This window comes from Bradyrhizobium sp. 157 (assembly GCF_023073815.1).
GTDB lineage: Bacteria > Pseudomonadota > Alphaproteobacteria > Rhizobiales > Xanthobacteraceae > Bradyrhizobium.
The window spans coordinates 53,927-79,490 of record NZ_JADPKF010000027.1; the positions used below are offsets into that span (position 1 = coordinate 53,927).

Annotated in this window: 26 protein-coding genes; 7 read left to right on the top strand and 19 right to left on the bottom strand. The window is 63.0% G+C overall.

The features are described 5' to 3' along the window. Positions 1-118 precede the first annotated feature (118 nt). Positions 119-2,329, top strand: coding sequence for a primosomal protein N' (locus IVA95_RS06420; protein WP_247509747.1), 2,211 nt, complete (start codon positions 119-121; stop codon positions 2,327-2,329). Between the two features lie 280 nt (positions 2,330-2,609). Here IVA95_RS06420 and IVA95_RS06425 read toward each other — a convergent pair whose 3' ends face one another. Beyond that, positions 2,610-3,101, bottom strand: coding sequence for a septal ring lytic transglycosylase RlpA family protein (locus tag IVA95_RS06425; protein WP_247509748.1), 492 nt, complete (start codon positions 3,099-3,101; stop codon positions 2,610-2,612). Between the two features lie 664 nt (positions 3,102-3,765). Here IVA95_RS06425 and IVA95_RS06430 point away from each other — a divergent pair. From IVA95_RS06430 to IVA95_RS06450, 5 genes are all read left to right on the top strand, one after another. Further along, positions 3,766-4,326 carry a F0F1 ATP synthase subunit delta gene (locus tag IVA95_RS06430; RefSeq protein WP_247509749.1) on the top strand — a complete coding sequence of 187 codons (561 nt, stop codon included), beginning with the start codon at positions 3,766-3,768 and terminating at the stop codon, positions 4,324-4,326. After that, on the top strand, positions 4,326-5,855 hold the full coding sequence (gene atpA / locus IVA95_RS06435; RefSeq protein WP_247509750.1) for a F0F1 ATP synthase subunit alpha: 1,530 nt from the start codon (positions 4,326-4,328) through the stop codon (positions 5,853-5,855). Before IVA95_RS06430 ends, atpA begins: the two co-directional genes overlap by 1 nt. A 94-nt stretch (positions 5,856-5,949) precedes the next feature. Further along, entirely contained in the window at positions 5,950-6,831 is an 882-nt protein-coding gene (locus tag IVA95_RS06440) for a F0F1 ATP synthase subunit gamma (RefSeq protein ID WP_247509751.1), read from the top strand. A 54-nt stretch (positions 6,832-6,885) separates the two neighbouring features. Continuing rightward, positions 6,886-8,328: a F0F1 ATP synthase subunit beta gene (atpD, locus tag IVA95_RS06445; RefSeq protein ID WP_057842602.1), complete on the top strand. Its 1,443-nt coding sequence runs from the start codon at positions 6,886-6,888 to the stop codon at positions 8,326-8,328. Between the two features lie 255 nt (positions 8,329-8,583). Next, a complete protein-coding gene (locus tag IVA95_RS06450) occupies positions 8,584-8,991 on the top strand; it encodes a F0F1 ATP synthase subunit epsilon (RefSeq protein WP_057842603.1) in 408 nt (135 codons plus the stop codon). 138 nt (positions 8,992-9,129) lie between these two features. Here the strand turns inward: IVA95_RS06450 and IVA95_RS06455 are convergent, their stop codons facing one another. The 18 genes from IVA95_RS06455 to IVA95_RS06540 all read right to left on the bottom strand — a co-directional run bounded on the left by IVA95_RS06455 (position 9,130) and on the right by IVA95_RS06540 (position 24,272). Continuing rightward, positions 9,130-10,218 (bottom strand): trypsin-like peptidase domain-containing protein, encoded by a 1,089-nt coding sequence (locus IVA95_RS06455; RefSeq protein WP_247509788.1) that lies wholly within the window; start codon positions 10,216-10,218, stop codon positions 9,130-9,132. 156 nt (positions 10,219-10,374) lie between these two features. Further along, on the bottom strand, positions 10,375-10,704 hold the full coding sequence (locus tag IVA95_RS06460) for a hypothetical protein (protein WP_247509752.1): 330 nt from the start codon (positions 10,702-10,704) through the stop codon (positions 10,375-10,377). Between the two features lie 76 nt (positions 10,705-10,780). Beyond that, positions 10,781-11,281, bottom strand: coding sequence for an Hsp20/alpha crystallin family protein (locus IVA95_RS06465; RefSeq protein WP_213250972.1), 501 nt, complete (start codon positions 11,279-11,281; stop codon positions 10,781-10,783). A 91-nt stretch (positions 11,282-11,372) separates the two neighbouring features. Then, positions 11,373-11,825: an Hsp20 family protein gene (locus IVA95_RS06470; RefSeq protein ID WP_213250974.1), complete on the bottom strand. Its 453-nt coding sequence runs from the start codon at positions 11,823-11,825 to the stop codon at positions 11,373-11,375. A gap of 192 nt (positions 11,826-12,017) precedes the next feature. Then, a complete protein-coding gene (locus IVA95_RS06475; RefSeq protein WP_247509753.1) occupies positions 12,018-12,311 on the bottom strand; it encodes a hypothetical protein in 294 nt (97 codons plus the stop codon). A 79-nt stretch (positions 12,312-12,390) separates the two neighbouring features. Continuing rightward, entirely contained in the window at positions 12,391-12,621 is a 231-nt protein-coding gene (locus IVA95_RS06480) for a DUF4349 domain-containing protein (protein ID WP_247509754.1), read from the bottom strand. Between the two features lie 163 nt (positions 12,622-12,784). Then, positions 12,785-13,282, bottom strand: coding sequence for an RNA pyrophosphohydrolase (locus tag IVA95_RS06485; RefSeq protein ID WP_247509755.1), 498 nt, complete (start codon positions 13,280-13,282; stop codon positions 12,785-12,787). Positions 13,283-13,434: 152 nt separating this feature from the next. Next, positions 13,435-13,941: an RNA pyrophosphohydrolase gene (locus IVA95_RS06490; protein WP_213250980.1), complete on the bottom strand. Its 507-nt coding sequence runs from the start codon at positions 13,939-13,941 to the stop codon at positions 13,435-13,437. 96 nt (positions 13,942-14,037) lie between these two features. Continuing rightward, complete coding sequence (locus tag IVA95_RS06495; protein ID WP_247509756.1) at positions 14,038-15,237, bottom strand: divergent polysaccharide deacetylase family protein; 1,200 nt, start codon at positions 15,235-15,237, stop codon at positions 14,038-14,040. A gap of 159 nt (positions 15,238-15,396) precedes the next feature. Beyond that, on the bottom strand, positions 15,397-16,749 hold the full coding sequence (locus tag IVA95_RS06500) for a S41 family peptidase (RefSeq protein WP_247509757.1): 1,353 nt from the start codon (positions 16,747-16,749) through the stop codon (positions 15,397-15,399). Further along, positions 16,746-18,017 carry a peptidoglycan DD-metalloendopeptidase family protein gene (locus IVA95_RS06505; RefSeq protein WP_247509789.1) on the bottom strand — a complete coding sequence of 424 codons (1,272 nt, stop codon included), beginning with the start codon at positions 18,015-18,017 and terminating at the stop codon, positions 16,746-16,748. The genes IVA95_RS06500 and IVA95_RS06505 overlap by 4 nt, the downstream gene beginning before the upstream one ends. 147 nt (positions 18,018-18,164) lie before the next feature. Further along, positions 18,165-18,647 carry a 23S rRNA (pseudouridine(1915)-N(3))-methyltransferase RlmH gene (gene rlmH, locus IVA95_RS06510; protein WP_247509758.1) on the bottom strand — a complete coding sequence of 161 codons (483 nt, stop codon included), beginning with the start codon at positions 18,645-18,647 and terminating at the stop codon, positions 18,165-18,167. Between the two features lie 95 nt (positions 18,648-18,742). After that, positions 18,743-19,096 (bottom strand): ribosome silencing factor, encoded by a 354-nt coding sequence (gene rsfS / locus IVA95_RS06515; protein ID WP_213250989.1) that lies wholly within the window; start codon positions 19,094-19,096, stop codon positions 18,743-18,745. Positions 19,097-19,314: 218 nt separating this feature from the next. Further along, positions 19,315-19,947, bottom strand: a complete 633-nt coding sequence (locus IVA95_RS06520) for a nicotinate-nucleotide adenylyltransferase (protein WP_247509759.1) — start codon at positions 19,945-19,947, stop codon at positions 19,315-19,317. 31 nt (positions 19,948-19,978) lie between these two features. Beyond that, complete coding sequence (locus IVA95_RS06525; protein WP_247509760.1) at positions 19,979-21,271, bottom strand: glutamate-5-semialdehyde dehydrogenase; 1,293 nt, start codon at positions 21,269-21,271, stop codon at positions 19,979-19,981. 117 nt (positions 21,272-21,388) lie between these two features. Continuing rightward, the gene (gene proB, locus IVA95_RS06530; RefSeq protein ID WP_247509761.1) at positions 21,389-22,531 is read right to left on the bottom strand and encodes a glutamate 5-kinase; all 1,143 of its coding nucleotides are present in this window, start codon (positions 22,529-22,531) and stop codon (positions 21,389-21,391) included. Positions 22,532-22,621: 90 nt separating this feature from the next. Next, positions 22,622-23,674, bottom strand: coding sequence for a GTPase ObgE (gene obgE, locus IVA95_RS06535; RefSeq protein ID WP_247509762.1), 1,053 nt, complete (start codon positions 23,672-23,674; stop codon positions 22,622-22,624). Between the two features lie 115 nt (positions 23,675-23,789). Next, on the bottom strand, positions 23,790-24,272 hold the full coding sequence (locus tag IVA95_RS06540) for a MaoC family dehydratase (RefSeq protein ID WP_247509763.1): 483 nt from the start codon (positions 24,270-24,272) through the stop codon (positions 23,790-23,792). Positions 24,273-24,484: 212 nt separating this feature from the next. Here IVA95_RS06540 and IVA95_RS06545 point away from each other — a divergent pair, with 212 nt between their 5' ends. Next, positions 24,485-25,399 (top strand): DMT family transporter, encoded by a 915-nt coding sequence (locus tag IVA95_RS06545; RefSeq protein ID WP_247509764.1) that lies wholly within the window; start codon positions 24,485-24,487, stop codon positions 25,397-25,399. Positions 25,400-25,564: the final 165 nt, after the last annotated feature.

Genomic DNA, 25,564 nt, shown 5'->3' on the forward strand with positions numbered 1-25,564 from the left:
GAGCTTGCCTTGGAGACGGTGATTCAGCGCATTATATCGCACCTCTTTCGTTTACCGTTCGCTAACTGGCCGGGGCGGCGCTAGCCTCGCTCCGAAAACCCCAAGCCTGATTCCCCTGATGGACCACGCCACCCGCCAAACCAGCTCATCGGCCGCCTCGACTCGCGTCGTCGACGTGCTGGTGCCGGTCGCGCTCAATCAAAACTATTCCTACCGCGTGCCGCGCGGCATGGAGCTGAAGGCGGGCGATGTCGTTTGCGTGCCGCTCGGGCCGCGGGAGGTGGTGGCGGTGGTGTGGGCGGAGAACGCCAATCCCGATCCGCGGCTGCACAACCGCCTGAAGGACGTCGGCGAAAAGCTCGACGTGCCGCCGCTCAAGGAGGAATTGCGCAGCCTCGTCGATTGGGTCGCCAACTACACGCTGTCCGCGCGCGGCATGGTCCTGCGCATGGCTTTGCGGATGGGCGAAAATCTGGGACCCGAACGGATGCGCCTCGGCGTGCGGCTGGTGGGCCCAGCGCCGCAGCGCCTGACGCCAGCGCGGCGGCGGCTGATCGAGGTGCTGTCGGACGGCCTTTTGCACGGCAAGTCGGATGCGGCGCGAGAAGCCGGCGTCAGCTCAGGCGTGGTCGACGGCCTCGTCGATGAGGGGACCCTGGCCATAGAGGCGATGCCGCCGCCACTGGCGCCGCCGGCGCCCGATCCGTCCTTTGCGCAGCCGGAATTTTCCCACCAGCAGCGCGCGGCGGTGGACATGATGCGAGCGCTCGCTGCCAACGGCACGTTCCACGTCGCGCTGCTCGACGGCGTCACCGGATCGGGCAAGACGGAAGTCTATTTTGAGGCGATTGCGGAAGTCGTCCGGCGCGGCAAGCAGACGCTGATCCTGATGCCGGAGATCGCGCTGACCGGGCAATTCCTCGACCGCTTCGCCCAGCGTTTCGGCGTGCGCCCGCTGGAATGGCACTCCGAACTGACGCCGCGCACGCGGCAGCGCAATTGGGCGGCGATATCGGCGGGTGAAGCGCCGGTCGTGGTCGGCGCGCGCTCGGCGCTGTTTCTGCCCTATGCGGATCTGGGCCTGATCATCGTCGATGAAGAGCACGACCAGGCTTACAAGCAGGATGACGGCGCGCATTATCACGCCCGCGACATGGCAGTGGTGCGCGCGCATATCGCCAAAATCCCGATCGTGCTGGCGTCCGCGACGCCGTCGGTCGAAACCGAAGTCAACGCGCGCAAGGGACGCTATCAGCGCGTCGCGCTGCCGTCCCGCTTCGGCGGCCAACACATGCCGCATATCGAAGCGATCGATTTGCGACGCGCTCCGCCGCCGCGCGGCCGCTTCATCTCGCCGCCGCTCGCCGAGCAAATTCGTTTCGCGATCGAGAAGCGCGAACAGGCGCTGTTGTTCCTCAACCGCCGCGGCTACGCGCCGCTGACGCTGTGCCGGGCTTGCGGCCATCGCTTCGCGTGCACGATCTGTGATGCCTGGCTGGTCGATCACCGCTTTCGCCAGCGGCTGGTCTGCCATCATTGCGGCTTCTCGATGCCGCGCCCAAATATCTGCCCGCATTGCCAGGCTGAGGAATCGCTGGTCGCGGTCGGCCCCGGCGTCGAGCGGCTGCAGGAAGAGGCGGCTGCGCTGTTTCCGGAAGCGCGCACCATGGTGCTGTCAAGCGATCTGATCACCTCGATCGAGACCATGCGCAGCGAGCTGAACGAGATCGCGGAAGGCCGCGTCGATATCATCATCGGCACGCAACTGGTCGCGAAGGGCCATAATTTCCCGCGGCTCAATCTGGTCGGGGTGATCGATGCGGATCTCGGCCTCGGCAATGGCGATCCGCGCGCTGCCGAGCGCACCTTCCAACTGCTCAATCAGGTGATCGGGCGTGCGGGACGCGATCAGGGCCGCGGTGTTGGCTACTTGCAGACCCATCAGCCCGAACATCCCGTGATGAAGGCGTTGGTCGCTAACGACCGTGAGGCGTTTTACGTCAGCGAAATCGACTCCCGCGAGCGCACCGGCTATCCGCCGTTCGGCCGGCTCGCCAGCCTGATCATTTCTGCGGGCGACCGGCCGACCGCGGAAGGCTTTGCGCGCCGCCTCGCCGCTGTGGCCCCGATCGACGAACGCATCCAGGTGCTGGGACCCGCCGAAGCGCCGCTTGCAGTGATCAAGGGCCGCTATCGGTTCCGGATCCTGGTGAAGTCGCTGCGCAATGTCGACCTCTCGGAATATTTGCGCGAGTGGCTCACCGCCGGGCCGAAGACCAAGGGCAACCTCAAGCTCGAGGTCGATGTCGATCCGCAGAGCTTTTTGTAGCTGCAGCAACGTCTCCCCCCGTCATTGCGAGAAGCGAAGCGACGAAGCAATCCATCTCTCCTCATGCGCGGAGGGATGGATTGCTTCGCGGAGTCTGTCATCGGGGCGCGCGTTCGCGCGACCCGTTGGCTCGCAATGACGGGGAAATAGCTGTGAAAACAAAAAAGCCTGCCGTCATTTGCGACGGCAGGCCTTTGTTGCCGCGGAAGGTTCCGCGACGGTTACGCAACGCAACGCTTACGCGATCTGATGGACCGGAAAAGGCGCGCGATCGCGCGCTTTACGAGACGACTTCGGCAGTGACGTGCCCAACGCCAGCGCCGGTCAGGCCGATGGCCCGGGCTGCGCCCTTGGAGAGGTCGAGCACGCGTCCTCGGATGAAAGGACCACGGTCGTTGATCGTGACGATGACGCTCTGGCCGCGATGGGTGACGCGGAGCTTGGTGCCGAACGGCAGCGAGCGATGGGCCGCGGTCATGGCGTTCTGATTGAAGCGCTGACCAGAGGCAGTCTTGCTGCCGGATTCATTGCCGTAAAAGGAGGCCTTGCCCGAGAAGCCGTGCCCGGAGCCCGACGGGCTGATCGAGGCATTGGCGTCCAGCCAATTACTGCTCTTGGCCTTGTGAGCGTGGCTGGCGTGATGGCGGTGATGCCTGGATTTTGCAGAAGCTTCGGTGACGGCGCCACCGACCAGGAGAGTTGCGGCGATCAAGGCAAGCGCCGTGCGCGACCGGGTTAGAGTTCCCGGCACAACTTTATTGGTATGCAACATTAAACTAGCCCTCAGATAGTATTGCCACATGCGTGGCAAATGGAACCCCCGTCCCAGTTTCAGTGAGGGCCGTTTGATGAGGCAATGAGGCATGAATTGGGCAGTAAATCGGGAATGTCTCGGGGTGACATATCATGTTACCGAGATCGCTAATCGAGCGATATTCCGTAATCTTGCGTGTTAACAAATTTTTAACTAATTCAATACTGTCCATTACTCGCGAATACGGTCATTCGCATGCGTGGACAGATTAAGGTAAGTAAAGGGCAAATGGAGAGGATCAGGGCGGTTCGTTCCGAACGCTATCGGTCATAGCCGCCATGCAAATACGGGCGGAACAAATTGGCCAGTCGGGGACCACTCCAGATCGCGTGCACCGGCGGAGTCATTCCGGCGCACCGATTCCCCATCAAACCGCATTCGACCCGGGCCTGAAACCGGGCCTGAAAATTGACGTGCGACAAGGCACCGCCTGAACACGCGGTCATGTTGCACCTGCGCGCTCGCTATGTTAGCAAAGCCGCGATTTTAACGATCCCGGCACCTCTCGTGCCGGTCGAAAATCGAAGTCCCGCTTGAATTCCAAGGGCTTGGATCGCTAGGCGCCGCTACCCGTGGCGACGGTTTTTCCCTTGCGAGTTTGACATCTGAAAAGAGCGACTCTGTGGCTGCTGAAGATCCGTCCGTTTCGGGAGTGTCCGGCCGTTATGCTACGGCCTTGTTCGAGTTGGCGCGCGAGGAGAAATCCGTCGACGCGGTAAAGGCCGACCTCGAGAGATTCGAGGCCATGCTGAACGAAAGCGCCGATCTCAAGCGCCTCGTCCGCAGCCCGGTCTTCTCGGCAGACGCGCAGGCCAGGGCGCTCAATGCCTTGCTTGATAAGGCCGAAATTACCGGCATTTCCGCCAAATTCCTTAAGGTGTTGACCGCAAACCGCCGGCTGTTCGCCGTGGCCGATGTGATCCGCGCCTTCCGCGCGCTGGTGGCTAAGTTCAAGGGCGAGGCGACCGCCGACGTCACCGTCGCCGAACAGCTCAGTGACAAGAATCTCGACGCGCTGAAGACCGCACTGAAATCGGTGACGGGCAAAGACGTCGCGCTCAACGTGAAAGTCGACCCCTCCATCATTGGCGGCCTTGTGGTCAAGCTCGGCAGCCGCATGGTGGATAGTTCGCTTCGCACCAAACTCAATTCGATCAAGCACGCGATGAAAGAGGCAGGCTGATGGACATCCGCGCCGCGGAAATTTCCGCGATCCTCAAGGACCAGATCAAGAATTTCGGCCAGGAGGCTGAGGTCACCGAAGTCGGGCAGGTGCTGTCCGTTGGCGACGGTATCGCCCGCGTCTACGGTCTGGACAACGTTCAGGCCGGTGAAATGGTCGAATTCGAGAACGGCACCCGCGGCATGGCGCTGAACCTCGAAACCGACAACGTCGGTATCGTGATCTTCGGTGCCGACCGTGAGATCAAGGAGGGCCAGACCGTCAAGCGCACCCGCGCCATCGTCGATACGCCGGTCGGCAAGGGTCTGCTCGGCCGCGTCGTCGACGCGCTCGGCAACCCGATCGACGGCAAGGGCCCGATCCAGGCCGACAAGCGCATGCGCGTTGACGTCAAGGCGCCCGGCATCATTCCGCGCAAGTCGGTGAGCGAGCCGATGGCGACCGGCCTCAAGGCGATCGATGCGCTGATCCCGGTCGGCCGCGGCCAGCGCGAACTGATCATCGGCGACCGCCAGACCGGCAAGACCGCGATCGCGCTCGACACCATTCTGAACCAGAAGCCGCTCAACGCGCAGCCGGACGAGAACATCAAGCTGTATTGCGTCTACGTTGCGATCGGCCAGAAGCGCTCGACCGTTGCCCAGTTCGTCAAGGTGCTGGAAGAGCAGGGCGCGCTGGAATATTCGATCGTCGTCGCTGCCACCGCATCCGACCCGGCGCCGATGCAGTACATCGCGCCGTTCACCGGCTGCACCATGGGCGAGTACTTCCGCGACAACGGCATGCACGCCGTCATCATCTATGACGACTTGTCCAAGCAGGCCGTCGCCTACCGCCAGATGTCGCTGCTGCTGCGCCGCCCACCGGGCCGCGAAGCCTATCCGGGCGACGTGTTCTACCTGCACTCCCGCCTGCTCGAGCGCGCAGCGAAGCTCAACAAGGACCAGGGCTCGGGCTCGCTGACGGCGCTGCCGGTCATCGAAACCCAGGCCAACGACGTGTCGGCCTACATTCCGACCAACGTGATTTCGATTACCGACGGTCAGATCTTCCTGGAAACCGACCTGTTCTTCCAGGGCATCCGTCCCGCGGTGAACGTCGGTCTGTCGGTGTCGCGCGTGGGCTCCTCGGCGCAGACCAAGGCGATGAAGAAGGTCGCCGGCAAGATCAAGGGTGAGCTGGCGCAGTACCGCGAAATGGCGGCCTTTGCGCAGTTCGGCTCCGACCTCGACGCCTCGACCCAGCGCCTTCTGAACCGCGGTTCGCGCCTGACTGAACTTCTGAAGCAGCCGCAGTTCTCGCCGCTGAAGATGGAAGAGCAGGTCTGCGTGATCTGGGCCGGCACCAACGGCTATCTCGACCCGCTTCCGCTCAACAAGGTGCGCGCCTTCGAGGACGGCCTCTTGTCGCTGCTGCGCGGCAAAAACGTCGAGATCCTCAACGGCATCCGCGACAGCCGCGATCTCTCCGATGATCTCGCGGCCAAGCTGAAGAGCGTGGTCGAAGGTTACGCCAAGACGTTTTCTTGATGATTTGCCGTTGCGGCCCGGCGGATAGCCGAGCCCGACGAAAGAGTGGCTTGCGGTCGGGTGCCAGACACCGGATCGCCGGGGTGAACTGAGAATGGCTTCACTTAAAGACATGCGTGTCCGCATCGCCTCGACCAAGGCGACGCAGAAGATCACCAAGGCGATGCAGATGGTCGCGGCCTCCAAGCTGCGGCGCGCGCAGACCGCCGCCGAAGCGGCCCGGCCCTACGCCGAGAAGATGGATGCGGTGATTTCCAACATCGCCGCTGCCGCCGCCAGTTCGCCGGGCGCTCCGGCGCTGTTGGCCGGCACCGGCAGGGATCAGGTGCATCTCTTGCTGGTCTGCACCGGCGAACGCGGCCTGTGCGGCGCGTTCAATTCGGCGATCGTGCGTCTGGTCCGTGAGCGCGCGTTGTCGCTGATGGGCCAAGGCAAGGACGTCAAGATATTCTGCGTCGGCCGCAAGGGCTACGACCAGCTCCGCCGCACCTTCGATAAGCAGATCATCGAGCACGTCGATCTGCGCGGGGTTCGCCAGCTCGGCTTCGTCAACGCCGAGGACATCGCCAAGAAGATCCTGGTACGGTTCGAAGCCGGCGAGTTCGACGTCTGCACGCTGTTCTATTCGCGCTTCAAATCCGTCATCGCGCAGCTTCCGACTGCCCAGCAGGTCATTCCGTTGGTGGTCGAAGAGCCGGCCGCCAATGCCCGTCCGTCGATCGCTTACGAATACGAGCCGGAAGAAGACGAGATTTTGACGCGGCTATTGCCGCGCAATCTTGCGGTGCAGATCTTCCGCGCGCTGCTGGAGAACAATGCCTCTTTCTACGGCGCGCAGATGAGCGCGATGGACAACGCCACCCGCAACGCCGGCGAAATGATCCGCAAGCAAACCCTAGTCTACAACCGAACCCGTCAAGCCCAGATCACCAAGGAGTTGATCGAGATCATCTCCGGCGCCGAGGCGGCGGTCTAGCGCACGAACTAACCGACGGTCGTTCAAGTACAGAATTTCGAAGGAGAGCAATTCATGGCCACAGCAGCTAACCAGATCGGTCGCGTCACCCAAGTCATGGGCGCCGTTGTCGACGTGCAGTTCGAAGGTCATCTGCCGGCCATTCTCAATTCGCTGGAGACCAAGAACGGGGGCAACCGTCTGGTGCTGGAAGTCGCGCAGCACCTCGGTGAGTCCACCGTGCGCACGATTGCGATGGACGCTACCGAAGGTCTGGTACGCGGCCAGGAAGTGACCGATACCGGCGAGCCCATCGCAATTCCGGTCGGTGATGGCACACTCGGTCGCATCATGAACGTCATCGGCGAACCGATCGACGAAGCCGGTCCAATCAAATCCGAAGGCAAGCGCGCCATCCATCAGGAAGCGCCGACCTACACTGACCAGTCCACTGAAGCCGAAATTCTTGTGACCGGCATCAAGGTCGTCGACTTGCTCGCTCCCTACGCCAAGGGCGGCAAGATCGGCCTGTTCGGCGGCGCCGGCGTCGGCAAGACCGTGCTGATTCAGGAGCTGATCAACAACGTCGCCAAGGCCCACGGCGGTTACTCGGTGTTCGCCGGCGTCGGTGAGCGTACCCGCGAAGGCAACGACCTCTATCACGAGTTCATCGAGTCCAAGGTCAACGCCGATCCGCGCAATCCCGATCCGAGCGTGAAGTCAAAATGCGCGCTGGTGTTCGGCCAGATGAACGAGCCGCCGGGCGCCCGCGCCCGCGTCGGCCTCACCGGCCTGACCGTCGCTGAGCACTTCCGCGACCAGGGCCAGGACGTGCTGTTCTTCGTCGACAACATCTTCCGCTTCACGCAAGCCGGCTCGGAAGTGTCGGCGCTGCTCGGCCGCATCCCCTCGGCGGTGGGCTATCAACCGACGCTTGCTACCGACATGGGCGCGCTGCAGGAGCGCATCACCACGACGCATAAGGGTTCGATCACCTCGGTGCAGGCGATCTACGTGCCGGCCGACGACTTGACCGACCCGGCGCCCGCCACCTCGTTCGCCCACTTGGACGCGACCACGGTGCTGAGCCGCGCGATTTCGGAAAAGGGCATCTACCCGGCGGTGGACCCGCTCGACTCCACGTCGCGCATGCTCTCCCCGCTCGTCGTCGGAGAAGAGCACTATCAGACCGCGCGCATGGTTCAGCAGGTGCTGCAGAAGTACAAATCGTTGCAGGACATCATCGCCATTCTCGGCATGGACGAACTGTCCGAAGAGGACAAGATCGCGGTGGCCCGCGCCCGTAAGATCGAGCGCTTCCTGTCGCAGCCGTTCCACGTCGCCGAAGTCTTCACCGGCTCGCCCGGCAAGTTCGTCGACCTCGCCGACACCATCAAGGGCTTCCGCGGCCTCTGCGAAGGCAAGTACGACCATCTGCCGGAAGCGGCGTTCTACATGGTCGGCACCATCGAGGAAGCCGTCGAGAAGGGCAAGAGGCTGGCTGCTGAAGCTGCCTAGTGACGATACGGGCGCTGTCTCTGATCCTGGCAACTGCTGGGATCCTGTTCATCGCCTTTCTGGCAGGTTCGTGGAATAAGGCTGCCTATGGGTTGGGGTGCTTTTATGCGAAACAACCGCTCGGCTCAGCGTGTAATCCTCAGGAAGGTCTGAGCGCTTTTCTGGGGTGGTTTTTTCCGACTGCTGCAATTCTATACGTCGTTTGGGGCCTTGCATTTGCAGCAAGAAAATTGATGAAGGCAAAGTAGGACCGCCATGGCTACCTTCCATTTCGATCTCGTCTCGCCCGAAAAACTCGCCTTCTCCGGCGAAGTCGATCAGGTTGACGTTCCCGGCGTGGAAGGCGATTTCGGCGTACTCGCCGGACATGCGCCGGTCGTGGCAGCGGTTCGTCCGGGCATCCTGACGATCACCGCGGACGGCGCGCACCAGAAGATCATCGTGCTCGGCGGTCTTGCCGAAATGTCGGAAAATGGACTGACGGTGCTGGCCGACGTCGCTACGTCGATGGCCGAGGTCGACCGCGCGCAGTTCGCCGAGACCATCGCCGAGATGGAAGCCAAGCTCGCCGAGAAGGAAGGCACCGAGCTCGATCACGCCATCGAGCGGCTGGACCACTTCAAGAGCATCCAGATCGAGCTCAACGCCACCGCTATGCACTAAGCCCCGGGGCACCGCTCCGGGGCACAATGAAGACCCTGACACGCCAGCGCTCGTCACACGGTGACGGGCGCTGAGCTTTTTTGCGGCAGTATTTCTCTCGCAAGGCTGCTCCCCAGGCACGGCTCGGAACCGCTCCAGCTAGCGTCGCTGAACCGAGCCGCTGCTCTGGCTGCTGCTTGCTTCGGTGGCCGGTCCCACCGCAACGGTAACGCTTTGCGGCGCGCCGGAACGCTCAACGGTCAATCGCACCTGTTCGCCTATCCGCGCGAGTCCGATCCGGTTTCTCAACTGCGCGGCAGAGTGAATGGGGCGGTCGTCCGCCTTCAGCACGATGTCGCCCTTACGCAGGCCTGCCAATTCGGCAGGCGAGCCCGGGCTGATTTCGGCAATCCGGGCTCCCTCGCTGCGTCCGCCGTCGGTCGCGGGATTTAGTTCGCGCAGCGAGATGCCGATCCGGCCACGCTCGACGCGGCCGTTCTCGACAATCTGTTCCATCACGCGCCGCGCCATATTGACGGGGATCGCAAAGCCGATGCCGACATTGCCGCCGGCCGGCGAAATGATCGCTGAATTGATGCCGACGAGCTCGCCCTTGAGATTGACCAGCGCGCCACCCGAATTGCCCGGGTTGATCGCGGCGTCGGTCTGGATGAAATCCTCATAGCCCTGTCTGCCGAGCCCGATCCGGCCGAGTGCACTGACAAGGCCGGAGGTCACGGTCTGGCCAAGCCCAAACGGATTGCCGATGGCGAGGACGAAATCGCCGACTTCGAGCGCGTCACTGTCGCCGAACGCGATCGCCTTCAATGCGGACGGCGATTGAATCCGCAACACCGCAATGTCGGTGCCGGGATCGCGCCCGACGACCTTGGCCGACAATTGCCGACCGTCCTTGGTCTTGATCTGGACGGTGGCGACCTGGTCGACAACATGGTTGTTGGTCAGGACATAGCCTTTCTGCGCATCGACGATGACGCCGGAGCCGGTCGCGTTGATTTCCTTCTCGAGTTGCTTTGGGACGTCGAAAAACTCGCGGAATAGCGGATCGCGGTAGAGCGGATTGTCCTGGCGGATCTTGCCGTGCACGGCGATGTTGACCACAGCCGGCGTGACCTCGCGCACCAAGGGCGCCAACGTCGGTACTGTGCCGCCGGTTCGCAGGTTCGGAATTTGTCCCGAGGCCTGAGTTGCAATAGTCGCGGCGCCGACCAGGCCCGCCAGCACAATCGCGAAAAGTCGGTTCACGTGGGTTCTCGTCCGCGGATTAGAAGGGGTCGGATCAGGAGCCGGCTTGCGGTGCCGCGCCGTGCTGCAAGGCAAGCCACGGCCCCGCCCACAAAGCGGCCGCGTGGTTAATCCATGCAATGGCCAGAATGGCGGGTGTCAGCATGATGAAAGCCCCCGAACGGCTGTTTTCCAACGCGGCCGCCATGGCGTGCTGATTTCGACGTGCCGCTGGAGTTCTTCATCGCCGTCAAGCTGACGCAGAGCGGCGAGAATGTCGGCGAGGCGGATGGTATGATCCATGCCCGGAATCTCGCGCAGGCTCGGGCAGGATTCGACCGCGAACATGTCGGATGCCCACGACGACAAGATCACCCGCTTCTCGGCGTCGGAAAGCTGCTGGTCGTTCAATACTTCATTTGGGGAGCCGTAATGTGCGGCGGGATGAAATAACGCAAATTCAGTGGTGCTCAGATCGGCCTTGTTCATCGACAGGGTCTCCTTGCTCTCCTTTCGATCGAGACGTTGGTGGTGGCGACGGCGCACTGCGCCGTCGCCAATTTCGTCACTGATTGACGATGGGAATACGCTTGACGGCCGATTGCGCCTGTTCGGATTTCGGTAGCGTGATGGTCAGGACGCCGTCATGGAATTTGGCTTCGGCCTTGTCTTCCTCGACGCCATCGAGCGGGATTTGCCGCTCGAACGCACCGTAGTAGCGCTCCGAGAAATACTTTCCGCCATTATCGGTCCGTTCGGATTTCTTTTCGCCGCGCAGCGTCAGAACGCCATTGGCGATCTCGACCTGAACGTCTTTTTCCGTCAGCCCGGGCAGCTCAGCCGACACCTTCAGCTCCTTGTCGGTCTCGTTGAGCTCGATGCGCGGCCATCCGAAGCGACCTTCCATCAGCGGACTGCCAAAGCGGGCAGGCATCCCGAAGCCGCGGAAGGCCTCGTCGAACAGCCGGTTCATTTCCCGGTGCAGGGTGAAGAAGGGATCGAAGCTGTCGCGCGTTGGCGCAAGCTCCTGGTTTCTCGACCAGGGGATCAGATCACGAAAAGCCATAATGTCCTCCTTACAGAGATTGTTGATGTTGCTTGCATTGGCTCGCGCGCGGCCGGTTATCCGCGCGCCGAACCGGTACTGCCGAAGCGGCTTAAGCCGCCTTCTGCTCGATCTGGTGGGAAGCGCCGGCGTTGCCGATCGGGATGCGCCGCGGCTTCATCGCGTCAGGCACTTCGCGAACGAGATCGACGATCAAGAGGCCATCCTTGAACGAGGCCTGCTTGACCTGCACATAGTCGGCGAGATTGAACACCCGCCGGAACGGCCGCGCCGCGATGCCGTGATAGAGGTATTCGCGTTGCTCGGCGTCGGGCTTCTTGCCCTCGATGATCAGTGTGTCGCGTTCTGCGGTTACGGCAATATCGTCCATGCCGAAACCGGCAACCGCGAGCGAAATCCGGTAGGCGTCTTCGCCGCAGCGTTCGACATTATAGGGCGGGTAATTGTCGTCGGCCGAATGCCGCAAGCTGCTATCGAGCAGGTCGGCCAGATGATCGAAGCCAATCGTGGAACGCCACAGGGGCGAGAAGTCAAAGGTCCTCATAGCCAAGTCCTCCTAAGAGCAAGATGGATACGAAGGAGCGTCGGACACCATCCGGCGCCCACTCAACTCGCCGGACCCAGGCTGGCATCCGGCACCGCTGTCGGCGGCAAAAATCGAATTAGAAATCGATCGAAAAGTTTCAAGACCGGCGGGCCAAATTTTCGGTGCACCGTTACGCCGGTGGTCGGATACTTAATCGGGCGGTAAGCCGCCCGACCCCGGTCCCGCCGATGCCGAAGGCGCGGTTCGCACAACCGGATGAAGCCGGGCGCGCTCAACAATTTGCCCGATATTGCGCCCCGAGTGCTGGGCCTGCATCTCATTCGGCCTTTGGCCGACGGCGAGCAGCATGAACAAGGCTCGGTAGCCATGATAGCGGGCCGCCGGCCGGCTGCGTTCCCTGCCGCTCATGATCGGCCTGCCGCTCTCGTCCGTTACCCGCCATTCCCAACTGCGGCGACGCTTGGTTACGATCACGTCCTTCATGTCAGGCCACCATTGGGTCACGCCGGTTATTCCCGGCCCTGGCAAGACCAGCCAACAACGGCGCGCCGCCATGGACATGTCAGGCTGCCGACGAGATCGGCGGCCCCGGTCTATGCGAATGCCGCCCCGGGGCCTGGAAGGTGAGCGGAAATGTAGAGGCAGCGAGTCGTTCCAGAGCCGACTGTTCTTCGGAGAGCCGTTTTTCGATGTACTGTTGTTCAAGCTCTGTCAGCCTGGTTTTAAGAAGCCGGCGATAACGGTCGATGTTGTTGCGGTGTGTACGCAAGCGGGCCAGTTTTTCGTCGATCATCTTCGTCGTTCCTTGACGGTCGCTTTCGTTCCTCTGCGTGAGTAAGAGCGGTGAAGCCGCTTTGCGCAAAAAATATTCAGCAACGAGCCGCTGTCAAGCGCCTCGCATCCGCCCTCTCGCAGACTCAGCTAAAACTAGGACCTTTTTCGGTTCTGATTGGAATCTAGCGGGCGAATTCCGCGAACTGCTGCACCACCATCCGGTACACGTCGCGTCGGAACGGCACTACGAGGTCCGCGACACGGTTGAGCCGTTCCCAGCGCCAGGAATCGAATTCGGCCGGCTGGCCGTTGCGCTGTGTCAGCGGATCGATCTCGTCGTCGCGGCCGGTGAACCGCAATGCGAACCATTTCTGCCGCTGGCCGCGGAATTTCGCCAAGCGATGGTCGACTGGCCCATCATACGGCGGAAATTCGTAATTCATCCAATCGGTCTCGCCGAGGTATTCGGCGCTGACCGCCCCGGTCTCTTCCCAGAGTTCGCGCATGACGGCATCGCGCGGGTTCTCATTGGCGTCAATGCCGCCCTGCGGCATTTGCCATTCCAGACCCGGCAAGATGATTTCCGGCCCGTCGTCACGAAAGCGGCGGCCGATCAGCACCTGACCGGAGGTGTTGAACAGCGCGATTCCCACGTTGGGGCGATAGGGTTTGTCGGACATTGCAGCCGTCACTCCGGGCGCGCGCTGGCGCGAACTATGGTGCGCAATTGCGCACCTGAGAATCTCGAGATTCTCCGATGTGCACTTGCACATCGTAGTTCATGCTTCGTATGCCCCGGAACGACGGAGCACTGCTTGGAAGATGCGTCATGCTAACCGCCTGCAAGGCTGGCGAATTCCTTGACCACGCGTTCATAAACCGGCCGCTTGAACGGAACGATCAGGTTCGGGAGATTCTTCATCGGCTCCCAGCGCCAGCTCACGAATTCGGCCTTGTGCCCTCCGCCGCCGGGACTGGCGACGTTGATCTCGTTGTCCTTGCCGGTGAAGCGCACCGCGTACCATTTCTGCCGCTGCCCGCGATAACGGCCCTTCCAGGCGCGGCCTGCCACCGTGCGTGGAATGTCGTAGATCAGCCAATCCGGGACTTCGCCGAGCTTCTCCACCGAGCGAACGCTGGTTTCCTCGTAAAGCTCGCGCTTGGCGGCCTCCCAGGTGTCCTCGCCGGGATCGACGCCGCCCTGCGGCATCTGCCAGACGTGGGTTTCATCGACATGCTCGATGCCGCCGGCGCGCCGGCCAATGAAGACCAGCCCGGCCGCATTGATCAGCATCATGCCGACGCAGGTCCGGTAAGGCAGGTCCTCGTAGCGCGCCATCCCGTCAGGACTCCTTTGCCTGCAGCAAGTCCACCCGCAAACCGGCCGCGGCGGCGCAGTCCGAGGGAGTCCGGATTGCTGCCATCAGTTTGATCTCTAGCCTGATTTTGATTTCAGCATTGCCGTTGTCAATGGCACAAGCATGATGCCGCGGGCCTCAAGAGTCTTGATCCAGGCGGCAATCCGCTCGATCGAAACCGGTAGCGCCGAGGCGACGCCCACGGCCAGTCCGCGCTCCTTGGCGAGCGTCTCCAGTTTCACCAGCGTCCGGTCGATTTCGGCCGAGGTCGGCACCGCATCGATGGTGAAATCGGCCTTGGCGAAGGGCATCGATTGGGCTGCCGTCAGGGACGGCGCCGCGCTCCGCGGCGAGGAGCCGTCGTCGAGATAGCCGAGGCCGCGCTTGGCTGCCTCTCGGATGATCGGCTGCATCACCGTGTCGGTCGCCGTGAAACGCGCCCCCATGAAATTCGCGATCCCGGCATAGCCCTGGAACCGGCTGAGGTGCCAATACAGCCGGTCGATGTTCTGCTCCGGCGTCAGCGTCGTGAGCAGGGTCTGCGGGCCGGGATCATTATCGGGATAATCGAACGGCTCCATCGGAACCTGCAGCAGGATCTCATGGCGCTGCGCGCGGGCCCGCTCAGCCAACTTGGCGGGATCCGCCCCATAAGGCGTAAACGCCAGAGTCACGGCCGGCGGCAGTTTCATGATGGCATCGGTCGTCTTGGCAGCGCCGACGCCGAGGCCACCGATGACGATGGCGACCACCGGCATCTTTGCGGCCTTGGTGCGGTCGGCGTCGGCTGCGTAGACGGTGAAGGGTTTCAGACCGTCGGCAACTGCCGGGATCATGCCGTAGCGCGATTTTTCCAGGAGCCGCTGGTCGATGCCGGCCATCGCGGTTGCCGGTGCGGAGTCTGAGCCGGATTTGTCGGCGGCATCGCTGCCGATCACGACGTCCTGGCGCTTGCCGCTGGAGCCATCGATGATGGTGATGGTCTTGTTGTCGCCGGCCGGAGCCTGCTGGGATGGACTTTTTGCGGCCTGTTCGGTGTGGCCGGAAGTCGCCGGCTGCTTGTCGTCCCCCGCCGGCTTGCGCAATGCAACGCGCGCGACGGGCTCGCCACCCAGTGGGTTGTCCGTAAACAGAGCGATCGTCAGGAAGGCGACCAGGAACAGGCCGAGCAGCATGGCCAGCGCCTGCACCGCGGTGAACGGCAGCCGAAACCGCCGCTTCTGGCGCTCCGTCTTCTGTCCAAGCGGCGTGCTCAGTTCGTCGGCCGTTTCCGTCATAGACCTCCCCGAATCAACCTCGCCGACGATACCACGAGGAGTCGGATCGGGCGCTGCGCCGCGCGCAAAAGCCGCCTGGCCGGGGCAGCGGAGGGGCCGGAACCGCAACAAAAAGGCGGCCCGGAGGCCGCCTCTTCACTAAAATTTACGGGGCTATGATCAGTTCGCCGCCTTGGCTGGCTTGTCGACTGCCGCCTTGTCGCCGGTTGCCGGTGCGCTTGCCGTCGACTTGATGCCGTGCAGCAGGTCGGCCGCGGTCTTCAGCGCCTTGTCGTCCTTGGCGTCCGGCGGCACGTAGGATTGCGAGCCGGTCTTCTCGTCGCCATCGTTCTTCAGATGGCCGCGCAGCGAGGCCTCGCCCTTGGTGTCGGTACGCGACTTCAATTCGTCCGGCACGTCCTGCAGCACCTCGATATCGGGCACGATGCCCTTGGCCTGGATCGACTTGCCCGACGGCGTGTAGTAGCGCGCGGTGGTGAGGCGCAGCGCGCCATTGCCGCTGCCGAGCGGGATGATGGTCTGCACCGAGCCCTTGCCGAACGAGCGCGTGCCGACAAGCGTCGCGCGTTTGTGGTCCTGCAGCGCGCCGGCGACGATTTCGGAAGCCGAAGCCGAGCCGCCGTTGACCAGCACGATGATCGGCTTGCCCTTGGTCAGGTCGCCCGAATGGGCGGCGCGGCGCTGCGTCTCCTCGGCATTGCGGCCGCGGGTCGAAACGATCTCACCGCGCTCCAGGAAGGTGTCGGAAACGGTGACCGCTTCCTCCAGCAAGCCGCCGGGATTATTGCGCAGATCGATGATGTAGCCCTTCAGCTTGTCGCCGATCTGGTTCGAGAGGTTACCGATCTCGCGCTTCAGGCCCTCGGTGGTCTGCTCGTTGAAGGTGGTGACGCGGATATAGGCGATGTCTTCCTGTTCGACGCGCGCGCGGACGGAGCGGACCCGGATGTTGTCGCGCACCAGCGTCACTTCGATCGGATTGTCCTGACCCTTGCGGATGATCTTGAGACGGATCTTGGTGTTGACCGGTCCCCGCATCTTCTCGACCGCCTGATTGAGGGTGAGACCCTGCACGGCTTCGTCATCGAGATTGGTGATGATATCGTTGGCCATGATGCCGGCCTTCGACGCCGGCGTATCATCGATCGGCGAGACGACCTTGATCAGCCCGTCTTCCATCGTGACCTCGATGCCGAGCCCGCCGAACTCACCGCGGGTCTGTACCTGCATGTCACGGAAGCTCTTGGCGTCCATGTAGCTGGAATGCGGATCGAGGCCGGTCAGCATACCTGAGATCGCCGATTCGACCAGCTTGGAGTCGTCGGGTTTCTCGACATAATCGCTGCGCACGCGCTCGAACACGTCGCCGAACAGATTGAGCTGGCGGTAGGTGTCAGACGTCGCAGCACGCGCACTCGATCCCATCAGCACGGAACGAGGCTGCGTGACGAAGAGCGTCAAAGCCGCACCGGTGGCGGCGCTGAGAAGAATTACAGAAGTCTTGCGCATCATCCGCGAACCTTTTCGCCTTCATTTGCGGCCCACCATGGGCCTGAGTCGATCGGAGTGCCGTCCTTGCGGAACTCGACATAGAGCACCGGCTGGCTCGCGGTCGTCGCGAGAATGGATGCGACTTGGGACGTCGTTCCCATGGTCGCGACCGGCTCTCCCGTAAGTACAAACTGGCCGATGTTTACCGAAATGCGCTCCATCCCGGCGATCAGGACATGATACCCGCCCCCGGCATTGAGGATCAAGAGTTGTCCGTAGCTGCGGAAGGGTCCGGCGTAAACAACCCAGCCGTCACACGGTGTTGTGACCTGGGCCCCGGCGCGCGTCGCCAAAGAAATGCCTTTTTCCACGCCACCCGCGCCGTCGGAACCGCCAAAATCGCGAATCTTGCGGCCATTGACCGGAAAGGCGAACAACCCCTTGGCGGAGGCAAAGGCGATCGCCGGGCTCAGCCGGGCGGGATCTTTCAATGCTCCCAGATTGGGCTTGCCGCCCGGGGCAGCCGGGGCGCCCTGCAGGCTGGCGGTTGCGGCCGCCTTGGCGGCGCTCTTCAAATCCTGCTCCATTTTCGCGATCAGGCCTTGCAGACTGTCGACCTGCTTGGACAGGTTGATGGCGCGTGCGCCTTCGGCCTCCATGTCCTTTTCGATCGCGCTCTGCTTGCGCTGTCGTTCTTCCACCAGCGCAGCCAGCCTGACAGAATCGTCCTTCAACCTGTCGCGGTCCCGGGCCAGCACGTCGCGCTCGGTGGCGATGGTCTTGCGCAAGTTCACCAGCTCGCCGAGATCGGTGGCGAGTTTCTCCGCACGTCCGCGCAGTTCGGGGACTACCGATCCCAGCAGCATGGCAGTGCGCAGCGATTGCAGCGCGTCCTCGGGCCTGACCAGCAGCGCGGGCGGGGTGCGCCGTCCGGCACGCTGCAAGGCGGCCAGCACCTCGACGATTTCGGAGCGGCGTGAATCGAGCGAAGCGCGGATTTGCTGCTCGCGGCTGTCGAGCGGGCGTAGCCGCCCCTCGGTCTCGCCGATGCGTGTCTCGACGTTGCGAACCTGGGTGGCGATGTCGATCAGTTGCTGGTTGAGCTTGGAGCGGTCCTGTCCGATCGCCGCAATATCGGCCCTCAGCTTTTGTTGCAGCTCGGCCGCCTTGCGCTGCTGCTCGCGCGTGGCCTCCAGCTCCTGCTCGCGCTGCTTGATGGCATCGGGGGAAACGGCGGTCGCTTGCTGCGCGGTCGCCGCGGATTGCGCAATCGCCGGCGAAAGCAACATCACGGCGAAGCTTGCGGACAGCAGGATCAGAGGAAACGAGACGGCTGACGTCGGCGCGCCGCGATGGGCGGTGCGAGGGTATGAATGAATGTCCCGCGTTGAATGCATCCGGCTATTCAGCGTTCTCTGTATTCACGTCACCGTGCCTTACGCGCGGTGGTAGGGGTGGCCGGCCAGAATGGTGGCGGCCCGGTAAATCTGTTCAAGAAGCATGACGCGAACCATTTGATGCGGCCAGGTCGCCGAGCCGAACGCAATGCGCAATATAGCCTTGCGCTGCAAATCGGGCGAAAGTCCGTCCGCGCCGCCGATGGCGAAAATTGTGTTGGCAACCCCTTCATCCCGCCAAGCGCCGAGCTGCCGGGCGAAGGTCGCGCTGTCGATGCTCTTGCCGTGCTCGTCCAGCGCCACCAGCACGGACTTCTCCGGTATCGTCGCCAAAATCGCGGCGGCCTCCTCCGATATCCGGGTCGCAATGTCGCGTGCGCGGCTTTCGGGAATTTCATGGATCGAAAGCCCGCGAAAGCCGAGCTTGCGGCCGATGTCCTCGAAGCGCTCGCGATAGCGCTCGGCCAGTTCCTGCTCCGGGCCCTGCTTCAGCCGGCCAATTGAAACCACGACGAGGCGCATGAATGCTGTTTCTGGCGCGCACTTTCCGGCACGCGCGTTTTTCGCGCGCGCTGGAAGACTACATGCGCCTTAGCCGATTCGCATCGGCCGAGGTTTCAGATCGCTGCCGCCGCCGGGTTTTGCGTCCACAACCTTTCAAGATTGTAGAATTCACGCACCTCGGGTCTGAACACGTGCACGACCACATCGCCGGAATCGATCAGCACCCAGTCGCAATTGGGCAAGCCCTCGACATGGATGTTGTTGATGCCGGTTTCCTTCAGGGCTTTCGTGACGTTTTCCGCGATCGCACCGACATGCCGGTTAACCCGGCCGGTCGTGACGATCATGTAGTCGGAAAAGGCGGATTTGCCGCGAAGGTCGATGGTGATCGTTTCTTCCGCCTTCATATCGTCGAGGCGGGAGAGGATCATATTCAGCGTCTTGTCGGCGTCGGGTTGCGCCTTCAAGGCTGCAGCTTGTGTCGATGTTTTACGCGCGGTCTTGGCGGTCGTGCTCGGAACCTTGGGCAAAACAGACTTGGACTTTGACAATACAGATGTGGCCAGGGACCATTCCTTTCACTGTATCGCGAACGCCGAATCCCGACGTCCGCGGACCATATTAGGCATGTGGGGTTAATGGTTTCAATGTTCCAGTGTCCCACCCGCCGGTTCAAACCGAACTGTCACTTCTTTTTTGCCTTCCAGCTCCCGTCGGAGTTCCGCAGGCCCGTCGACGACAGGTTCAGTTTCATGCCGGTGAGGAAAACCCAGGCCGGCGCCTGCTGATCGGCTAGCCGGGCCGCCTGATTCTCGGGCAATCGATACCGTGCCAGCGCCTGGGCAGCCGGCGCGGCGAGCGCCCGGAAACTCTGCGGCGGACGATCGATCACGGCGAGCGGCACCTCGGCAGCGATGCGCCGCCAATCTTTCCAGCGATGGAACTGCGCGAGATTGTCGGCGCCCATGATCCAGACGAAGCGCACGCCGGACACGCGGCGGCGCAAATGAATGATCGTATCGACAGTGTACTTGGTGCCGATGACAGCTTCGAGACAACTGATGTCGATGCGCGGATCGTCGGCAACGTCGCGCGCGGCGCGCGCCCGTTCGGCAAGGCCGTGCAGCCGGCCGGTATCCTTGAGCGGATTTCCGGGGGTCAGCAGCCACCAAACGCGATCGAGCTTCAAGCGCTTCAACGCAAACAGGCTGATGGCGCGATGCGCCGCGTGCGGCGGATTGAACGAGCCGCCGAGCATGCCGACGCGCATGCCATTGGTATGGAAGGGAATGTCTTGCGCGGCGGATTGCAATTTCATCGGACGGGTCACCGCGGGCGCGGGCTTGCGGTCACGGCCGCGTCTGCCCGGTGCCGTGAACGCGGTATTTGAAGCTGGTTAATTGCTCGGCGCCGACCGGGCCACGGGCGTGGAATTTGCCGGTGGCAATCCCGATCTCTGCGCCGAAGCCGAACTCGCCTCCATCGGCAAACTGCGTCGAGGCGTTATGCAGCACGATCGCCGAATCGACCTCTCTGAGGAATTTCTCGGCCGTGTTGGCATCCTCGGCCACGATCGCATCGGTGTGGCGCGAGCCGTGGTTCCGGATGTGCGTGATTGCCCCGTCAACGCCGTCAACGACACGCGCGGCGATGATGGCGTCAAGATATTCGGTATCCCAATCCTCGTCGGTCGCCGGCTTCACCCGCGCGTCGACCTTCTGCACGACGTCGTCGCCGCGCACCTCACAGCCGGCCTCGACCAGCATCTCGATCAGCGGCTTCAGATTGGCGGCGGCGCCCGCGAGATCGACCAGCAGCGTCTCCGCGGCGCCGCAGACGCCGGTGCGGCGCATCTTGGCGTTCAGCACGATCGACTTAGCCATTTCGAGATCGGCGGTGCGATCGACATAGACGTGGTTGACGCCTTCGAGATGCGCAAACACCGGCACGCGCGCTTCCGCTTCAACCCGCGCCACCAGGCTCTTGCCGCCGCGCGGCACGATGACGTCGATGCCGCCGTCCAATCCGGATAGCATCAGCCCGACCGCCGCGCGGTCGCGCGTCGGCACCAGCGTGATCGCCGCTTCCGGCAGGCTGGCCTCGCGCAGGCCCTGTACGAGGGCTTCGTGAATCGCCCGGCAGGAACGGAAGCTGTCGGAGCCGCCACGCAGGATCACGGCATTGCCGGACTTCAAGCACAGCACGCCGGCGTCAGCCGCGACATTGGGGCGGCTCTCGAAGATCACGCCGATCACGCCGAGCGGCACGCGCACGCGCTCAATGGTCATGCCGTTCGGTCGTTGCCAGCTCTCGGTGACGGTGCCGACCGGATCGGGAATGCCGCGCACGGTCGCAACGCCGTCGGCCATCGCGTCGATGCGCGCCGGTGTCAGCGTCAGGCGGTCGATGAAGGCCGAGGTCGCGCCTGTGGCGCGCACCTCTGCGACGTCCTCGGCATTGGCCGTGAGGATCTTTGCCGTGTTGGCGCGAATTGCGCGCTCGATCGCTTCAAGCGCCCGGTCCTTCTGCTCCGGCGGCGCCAGCGCTAGCACCCGCGCGGCCTCGCGCGCATGGGAAGCGAGGTCGGTCATCAAAGCGGGCAGATCGGCGTTACCGTCGATTGCCTTCAAGGGGGCGGTCATCACAGGTCTCAAGGTCTAGAGTAAGGCTATGTCCTAGCACGGAAATCCCGCTGTTGCGAGGTCCGGAGCCGGCATGGCTGGCTGGCGGTACCGGCAAACGGCCACTCGGCCATTGGCCTACTTGGCCGGAATGGCTCCGCTCGGGCCCACCACCAGATCGTCCCTGTGGATCATCTCCGCGCGGCCGCTGATGCCCAAAATCGCCATCACGTCCGGGGAGGAGCGGCCTTTGATCTTCTCCGCATCCTCCGCGTCGTAGGCGACGAGGCCGCGGCCGATCTCGTGGGTGTCGGGGCCGCGCACCACCACGGCATCGCCGCGGGCGAACTGGCCGTCGATCCGGGTCACGCCAGCCGGCAGCAAGCTTTTGCCGGCGCGCAGCGCCGCGACCGCGCCGGCATCGATGGTCAGCGTGCCCTTCGGCTCCAGCGAGCCCGCGATCCAGCGTTTTCGCGCGGTGACGGGATTGGCCGGCGTCAGGAACCAGGTGCAGCGTCCGCCATCTGATATCGCCTGTAGCGGATGCTCGATCTTGCCCGAGGCGATCAGCATATGCGTGCCGGATGTGGTCGCAATCTTCGCCGCCTCGATCTTGGTGAACATGCCGCCGCGCGACAATTCGGATTCAGCCGCGCCCGCCATGCCCTCGATCTCCGAGGTAACGGACTCGACGATCGGGATCAGTTTTGCGTTGGGATTGGCGCCGGGCGGCGCGTCATAGAGCCCGTCGATATCAGACAACAGAATCAGCAGATCGGCGCTCGTCATGGTGGCGACGCGCGCAGCGAGGCGATCATTGTCGCCGTAGCGGATTTCATTGGTGGCAACCGTGTCGTTCTCGTTGATCACGGGTACTGCGCGCCATTCCAGCAGTTTGGCGATGGTCGAGCGCGCGTTCAGATAACGGCGGCGCTCCTCGGTATCCTGCAGCGTTACCAGGATCTGCCCGGCGCCGATGCCGTGGGCGCCGAGCACTTCCGACCAGATTCGCGCCAGCGCGATCTGCCCGACGGCGGCGGCGCCCTGGCTTTCTTCGAGCTTCAGCGTGCCGCGCGGTAGCTTCAACCGGCTGCGTCCGAGCGCGATCGAGCCTGACGAGACGACGAGAACATCGCGGCCTTCGCCGTGCAGCTTGGCGATATCGGCGGCCAGCGCGGACAGCCATGCCGAACGGACTTCGCCTGCATTGGAGTCGATCAGCAGCGAGGAGCCGACCTTGACGACGATGCGGCGGAAGTTTTTGAGCGCGGGGCGTTTCATGATGCGGTCGGATGATGCGGATGGTCGGAAGCAATACGCGCCGGTTTCCCGATTTGGAAGTGGCGCGGCCGCGGGAAGGCTAACTTTGTATCAGCCCTGCGGCGGCGGGACCGGCGCCCACGGGTCCTGACCGCCCTTGGCCTTCAGCGAAACCGGAGCCTCGCCGATCACCTCGACCAGCGCGTTGAGCGCTTCCGGCACGCCTTCGCCGGTCGCGGCGGAGAGCAACAGCGGCGTCTTCTTCGCCGCGCGTTTCAGCCGGTCTTTCTGCTTCTTCACTTCATCCGGCGCGACCGCGTCGATCTTGTTCAGCGCGACGATCTCGATCTTCTCGGCGAGATGGCCCTCATAGGCTTCGAGTTCGGTCCGCACCGTCTTGTAGGCCTTGCCGGCGTGTTCGCAGGTTGCGTCGATCAAATGCAGTAGCACGCGGCAGCGCTCGACATGGCCGAGGAAGCGGTCGCCGAGGCCGGCGCCTTCATGTGCGCCCTCGATCAGGCCGGGAATATCAGCGAGCACGAATTCGCGGCCCTGCGCATTCACGACGCCGAGCTGCGGATGCAGCGTGGTGAAGGGATAGTCGGCGATCTTCGGCTTGGCCGCGCTGACGACGGAGAGAAAGGTCGACTTGCCGGCATTGGGCAGGCCGACGAGACCGGCGTCCGCAATCAGTTTGAGCCGCAGCCAGATCCAGCGTTCCTCGCCTTCCTGCCCGGGGTTGGCGTTGCGTGGTGCGCGATTGGTGGAGGATTTGAAATGCGCGTTGCCAAAACCGCCATTGCCGCCTTCGGCAAGCACGAATTTTTCGCCGAGCTTGGTGAAGTCGTGGATCAGCGTTTCGCGGTCCTCGTCGAAGATCTGCGTGCCGACCGGCACTTTCAGAACGATCGGTTTTCCGTTGGCGCCATGGCGGTCCTTGCCCATGCCATTGGTGCCCTTCTGCGCCTTGAAGTGCTGCTGGTAGCGATAGTCGATCAGCGTGTTCAGCCCATCGACCGCCTCGACGATGACGTCGCCGCCGCGGCCGCCATTGCCGCCGGAGGGCCCGCCGAACTCGATGAACTTCTCGCGGCGGAACGCCACGCAGCCGTTGCCGCCGTCGCCGGAACGGATATAGACCTTTGCCTCGTCAAGGAATTTCATGATTTGTACTAGTTAGGGCAGGGGCCCCCGCGCGGCAACCCTCAAGGCTCGCAACATTGGCGAAAAGCCTTAATTTTCGGGGCTTTTTTTGGTTTCGAACCGGAAGCCACGGCTTCTACGGGGCCGGTCGCCGGCGAACCAGGAACTTCTGCATTCCTTCCAGCACGAGCTCCTTGCGCTGGTTGAACACGGTTGAGCGCAGTGTCACCATGCCGGTCGAGCGGCCCGGAACGAGTTCGATCACTTCGAGCGCGGGGTAGATGGTGTCACCGGCATAGACCGGTTTCAGGAACTTGCTCGACTGCTCGAGGAAGCCGACCAGCGATTCCTCGACGAGATAGGGAAACAGGCCTGCACCCGGCGCGGTATGGACCAGGGTCTGAAAACCATGCGCGAGCAGGTCCGGCATGCCGCGGGCGCGGCAATATTCGACATCGTAATGGATCGGATGGGTGTCGCCGCTTGCGGTCTGGAACGCGGCGAACACCGCCGATGTCTGGGTCCGGCTAGGAATGACGAAGCGTTCGCCGAGCACAAAATCCTCGAACCAGCGTTGTTCGCTCACCATGCGATGCTGGGTGGGGTCGAACTCGGTCATATCGGATTTCCTGCCGATTTTGGAGCGATACCGGTATCGCAGCGCTGTGGCTGCGGCAATCGATCCGTCTCAGTTCGTCATATCCAGGCAATAGCGCGAAGCGCATCTTCGCGCTAAATGTCTCTTGCACCCACGTCTTTACAACGTGCTGCACAAAAAGTGGATGGCCGGGACGCGCTGGCCATGACGAAGAGCAAAAAGCAGGAAACGTCATGAGCCTGTTCGGCAAAATCTCGACCTATGACGAGCGCTCGGCGCGCCTCGCCGGCATTGGATTGATGCTGCTGTCGATCTTCATGTTCTCGTTCGGCGATGCGCTCGGAAAATTCATGGTCGCGACCTATTCGGTCGGGCAGTTGCTTTGGCTGCGCGCCTGCGCGGCGCTGCTGGTGCTATTGCCGGTGATCTGGAAGCAGCGCGCCGAGTTCTCGCGTCTCGAGCGGCCGTGGCTGCAGCTATTGCGCGTGACGCTCTCGACGCTCGAAGTCGCGGCGTTCTTTCTCGCCACCGTCTATCTGCCGCTCGCCGACGTCATCACCTATTATCTGGCCTCGCCGATTTTCGTCACCGCGCTATCGGGTATCGTGCTCGGCGAGCGGGTCGGCTGGCGGCGCTGGACCGCGATCCTGGTCGGATTCTGCGGCGTCCTGATTGCGCTGCGCCCGTCCACGCAAACAGTAAGCTGGCCCGCGATGATCGCACTCGGCGGCAGCCTGTCGTTTGCGTTCCTGATGCTGATCACGCGATCATTGCGGGACACGCCGGATATCGTGCTGACGACCTCGCAGTTCGGCGGCACATTCCTGCTCGGCGCGCTGATGTCGCCAATCGGCTGGGTGACGCCCACCCTCGGCAGCCTCGTCCTGTTCGCTGCGGCGGGCGTGGTTTCCGTCGTTGCGCTGTTGTGCATCAACCGTTCACTGAAATTGGCGCCGGCCAGCGTCGTGGTGCCGTATCAATATTCGATGATCGTGTGGGCGGTGATCTTCGGCTTCGTCGTATGGGGTGACGTGCCGTCGATCTCGACCCTGGTCGGCGCTGCCATCATCATCGGTGCGGGCATTTATATCTTCCTGCGAGAGCAGCAGCTTGGGCGCGAGGAACCGGTGGTCAATCCGCCGGCGTGAAACCAGCCACAGCCGTCGTCCCGGCCAAGCGAAGCGCGAGCCGGGACCCATACCTATCGTCGTCAATTGTTGAAAAAAGCTGCGACAACAGCTTGGCTCAACAACGCGACCCTGTGGTTATGGGTCCCTGCTTTTCGCAGGGACGACGCCCGTTGTTTGCGGAGG

What these genes read in the sequence shown, in the direction of transcription:
- IVA95_RS06420 (WP_247509747.1), top strand. Translation starts at nt 119, where the DNA reads ATGGACCACGCCACCCGCCAAACCAGCTCATCGGCCGCCTCGACTCGC.
- IVA95_RS06425 (WP_247509748.1), bottom strand. Translation starts at nt 3,101, where the DNA reads ATGTTGCATACCAATAAAGTTGTGCCGGGAACTCTAACCCGGTCGCGC.
- atpA (WP_247509750.1), top strand. Translation starts at nt 4,326, where the DNA reads ATGGACATCCGCGCCGCGGAAATTTCCGCGATCCTCAAGGACCAGATC.
- IVA95_RS06440 (WP_247509751.1), top strand. Translation starts at nt 5,950, where the DNA reads ATGGCTTCACTTAAAGACATGCGTGTCCGCATCGCCTCGACCAAGGCG.
- atpD (WP_057842602.1), top strand. Translation starts at nt 6,886, where the DNA reads ATGGCCACAGCAGCTAACCAGATCGGTCGCGTCACCCAAGTCATGGGC.
- IVA95_RS06450 (WP_057842603.1), top strand. Translation starts at nt 8,584, where the DNA reads ATGGCTACCTTCCATTTCGATCTCGTCTCGCCCGAAAAACTCGCCTTC.
- IVA95_RS06460 (WP_247509752.1), bottom strand. Translation starts at nt 10,704, where the DNA reads ATGAACAAGGCCGATCTGAGCACCACTGAATTTGCGTTATTTCATCCC.
- IVA95_RS06465 (WP_213250972.1), bottom strand. Translation starts at nt 11,281, where the DNA reads ATGGCTTTTCGTGATCTGATCCCCTGGTCGAGAAACCAGGAGCTTGCG.
- IVA95_RS06470 (WP_213250974.1), bottom strand. Translation starts at nt 11,825, where the DNA reads ATGAGGACCTTTGACTTCTCGCCCCTGTGGCGTTCCACGATTGGCTTC.
- IVA95_RS06475 (WP_247509753.1), bottom strand. Translation starts at nt 12,311, where the DNA reads ATGAAGGACGTGATCGTAACCAAGCGTCGCCGCAGTTGGGAATGGCGG.
- IVA95_RS06480 (WP_247509754.1), bottom strand. Translation starts at nt 12,621, where the DNA reads ATGATCGACGAAAAACTGGCCCGCTTGCGTACACACCGCAACAACATC.
- IVA95_RS06485 (WP_247509755.1), bottom strand. Translation starts at nt 13,282, where the DNA reads ATGTCCGACAAACCCTATCGCCCCAACGTGGGAATCGCGCTGTTCAAC.
- IVA95_RS06490 (WP_213250980.1), bottom strand. Translation starts at nt 13,941, where the DNA reads ATGGCGCGCTACGAGGACCTGCCTTACCGGACCTGCGTCGGCATGATG.
- IVA95_RS06495 (WP_247509756.1), bottom strand. Translation starts at nt 15,237, where the DNA reads ATGACGGAAACGGCCGACGAACTGAGCACGCCGCTTGGACAGAAGACG.
- IVA95_RS06500 (WP_247509757.1), bottom strand. Translation starts at nt 16,749, where the DNA reads ATGATGCGCAAGACTTCTGTAATTCTTCTCAGCGCCGCCACCGGTGCG.
- IVA95_RS06505 (WP_247509789.1), bottom strand. Translation starts at nt 18,017, where the DNA reads ATGTTGCTTTCGCCGGCGATTGCGCAATCCGCGGCGACCGCGCAGCAA.
- rlmH (WP_247509758.1), bottom strand. Translation starts at nt 18,647, where the DNA reads ATGCGCCTCGTCGTGGTTTCAATTGGCCGGCTGAAGCAGGGCCCGGAG.
- IVA95_RS06520 (WP_247509759.1), bottom strand. Translation starts at nt 19,947, where the DNA reads ATGAAATTGCAATCCGCCGCGCAAGACATTCCCTTCCATACCAATGGC.
- IVA95_RS06525 (WP_247509760.1), bottom strand. Translation starts at nt 21,271, where the DNA reads ATGACCGCCCCCTTGAAGGCAATCGACGGTAACGCCGATCTGCCCGCT.
- proB (WP_247509761.1), bottom strand. Translation starts at nt 22,531, where the DNA reads ATGAAACGCCCCGCGCTCAAAAACTTCCGCCGCATCGTCGTCAAGGTC.
- obgE (WP_247509762.1), bottom strand. Translation starts at nt 23,674, where the DNA reads ATGAAATTCCTTGACGAGGCAAAGGTCTATATCCGTTCCGGCGACGGC.
- IVA95_RS06540 (WP_247509763.1), bottom strand. Translation starts at nt 24,272, where the DNA reads ATGACCGAGTTCGACCCCACCCAGCATCGCATGGTGAGCGAACAACGC.
- IVA95_RS06545 (WP_247509764.1), top strand. Translation starts at nt 24,485, where the DNA reads ATGAGCCTGTTCGGCAAAATCTCGACCTATGACGAGCGCTCGGCGCGC.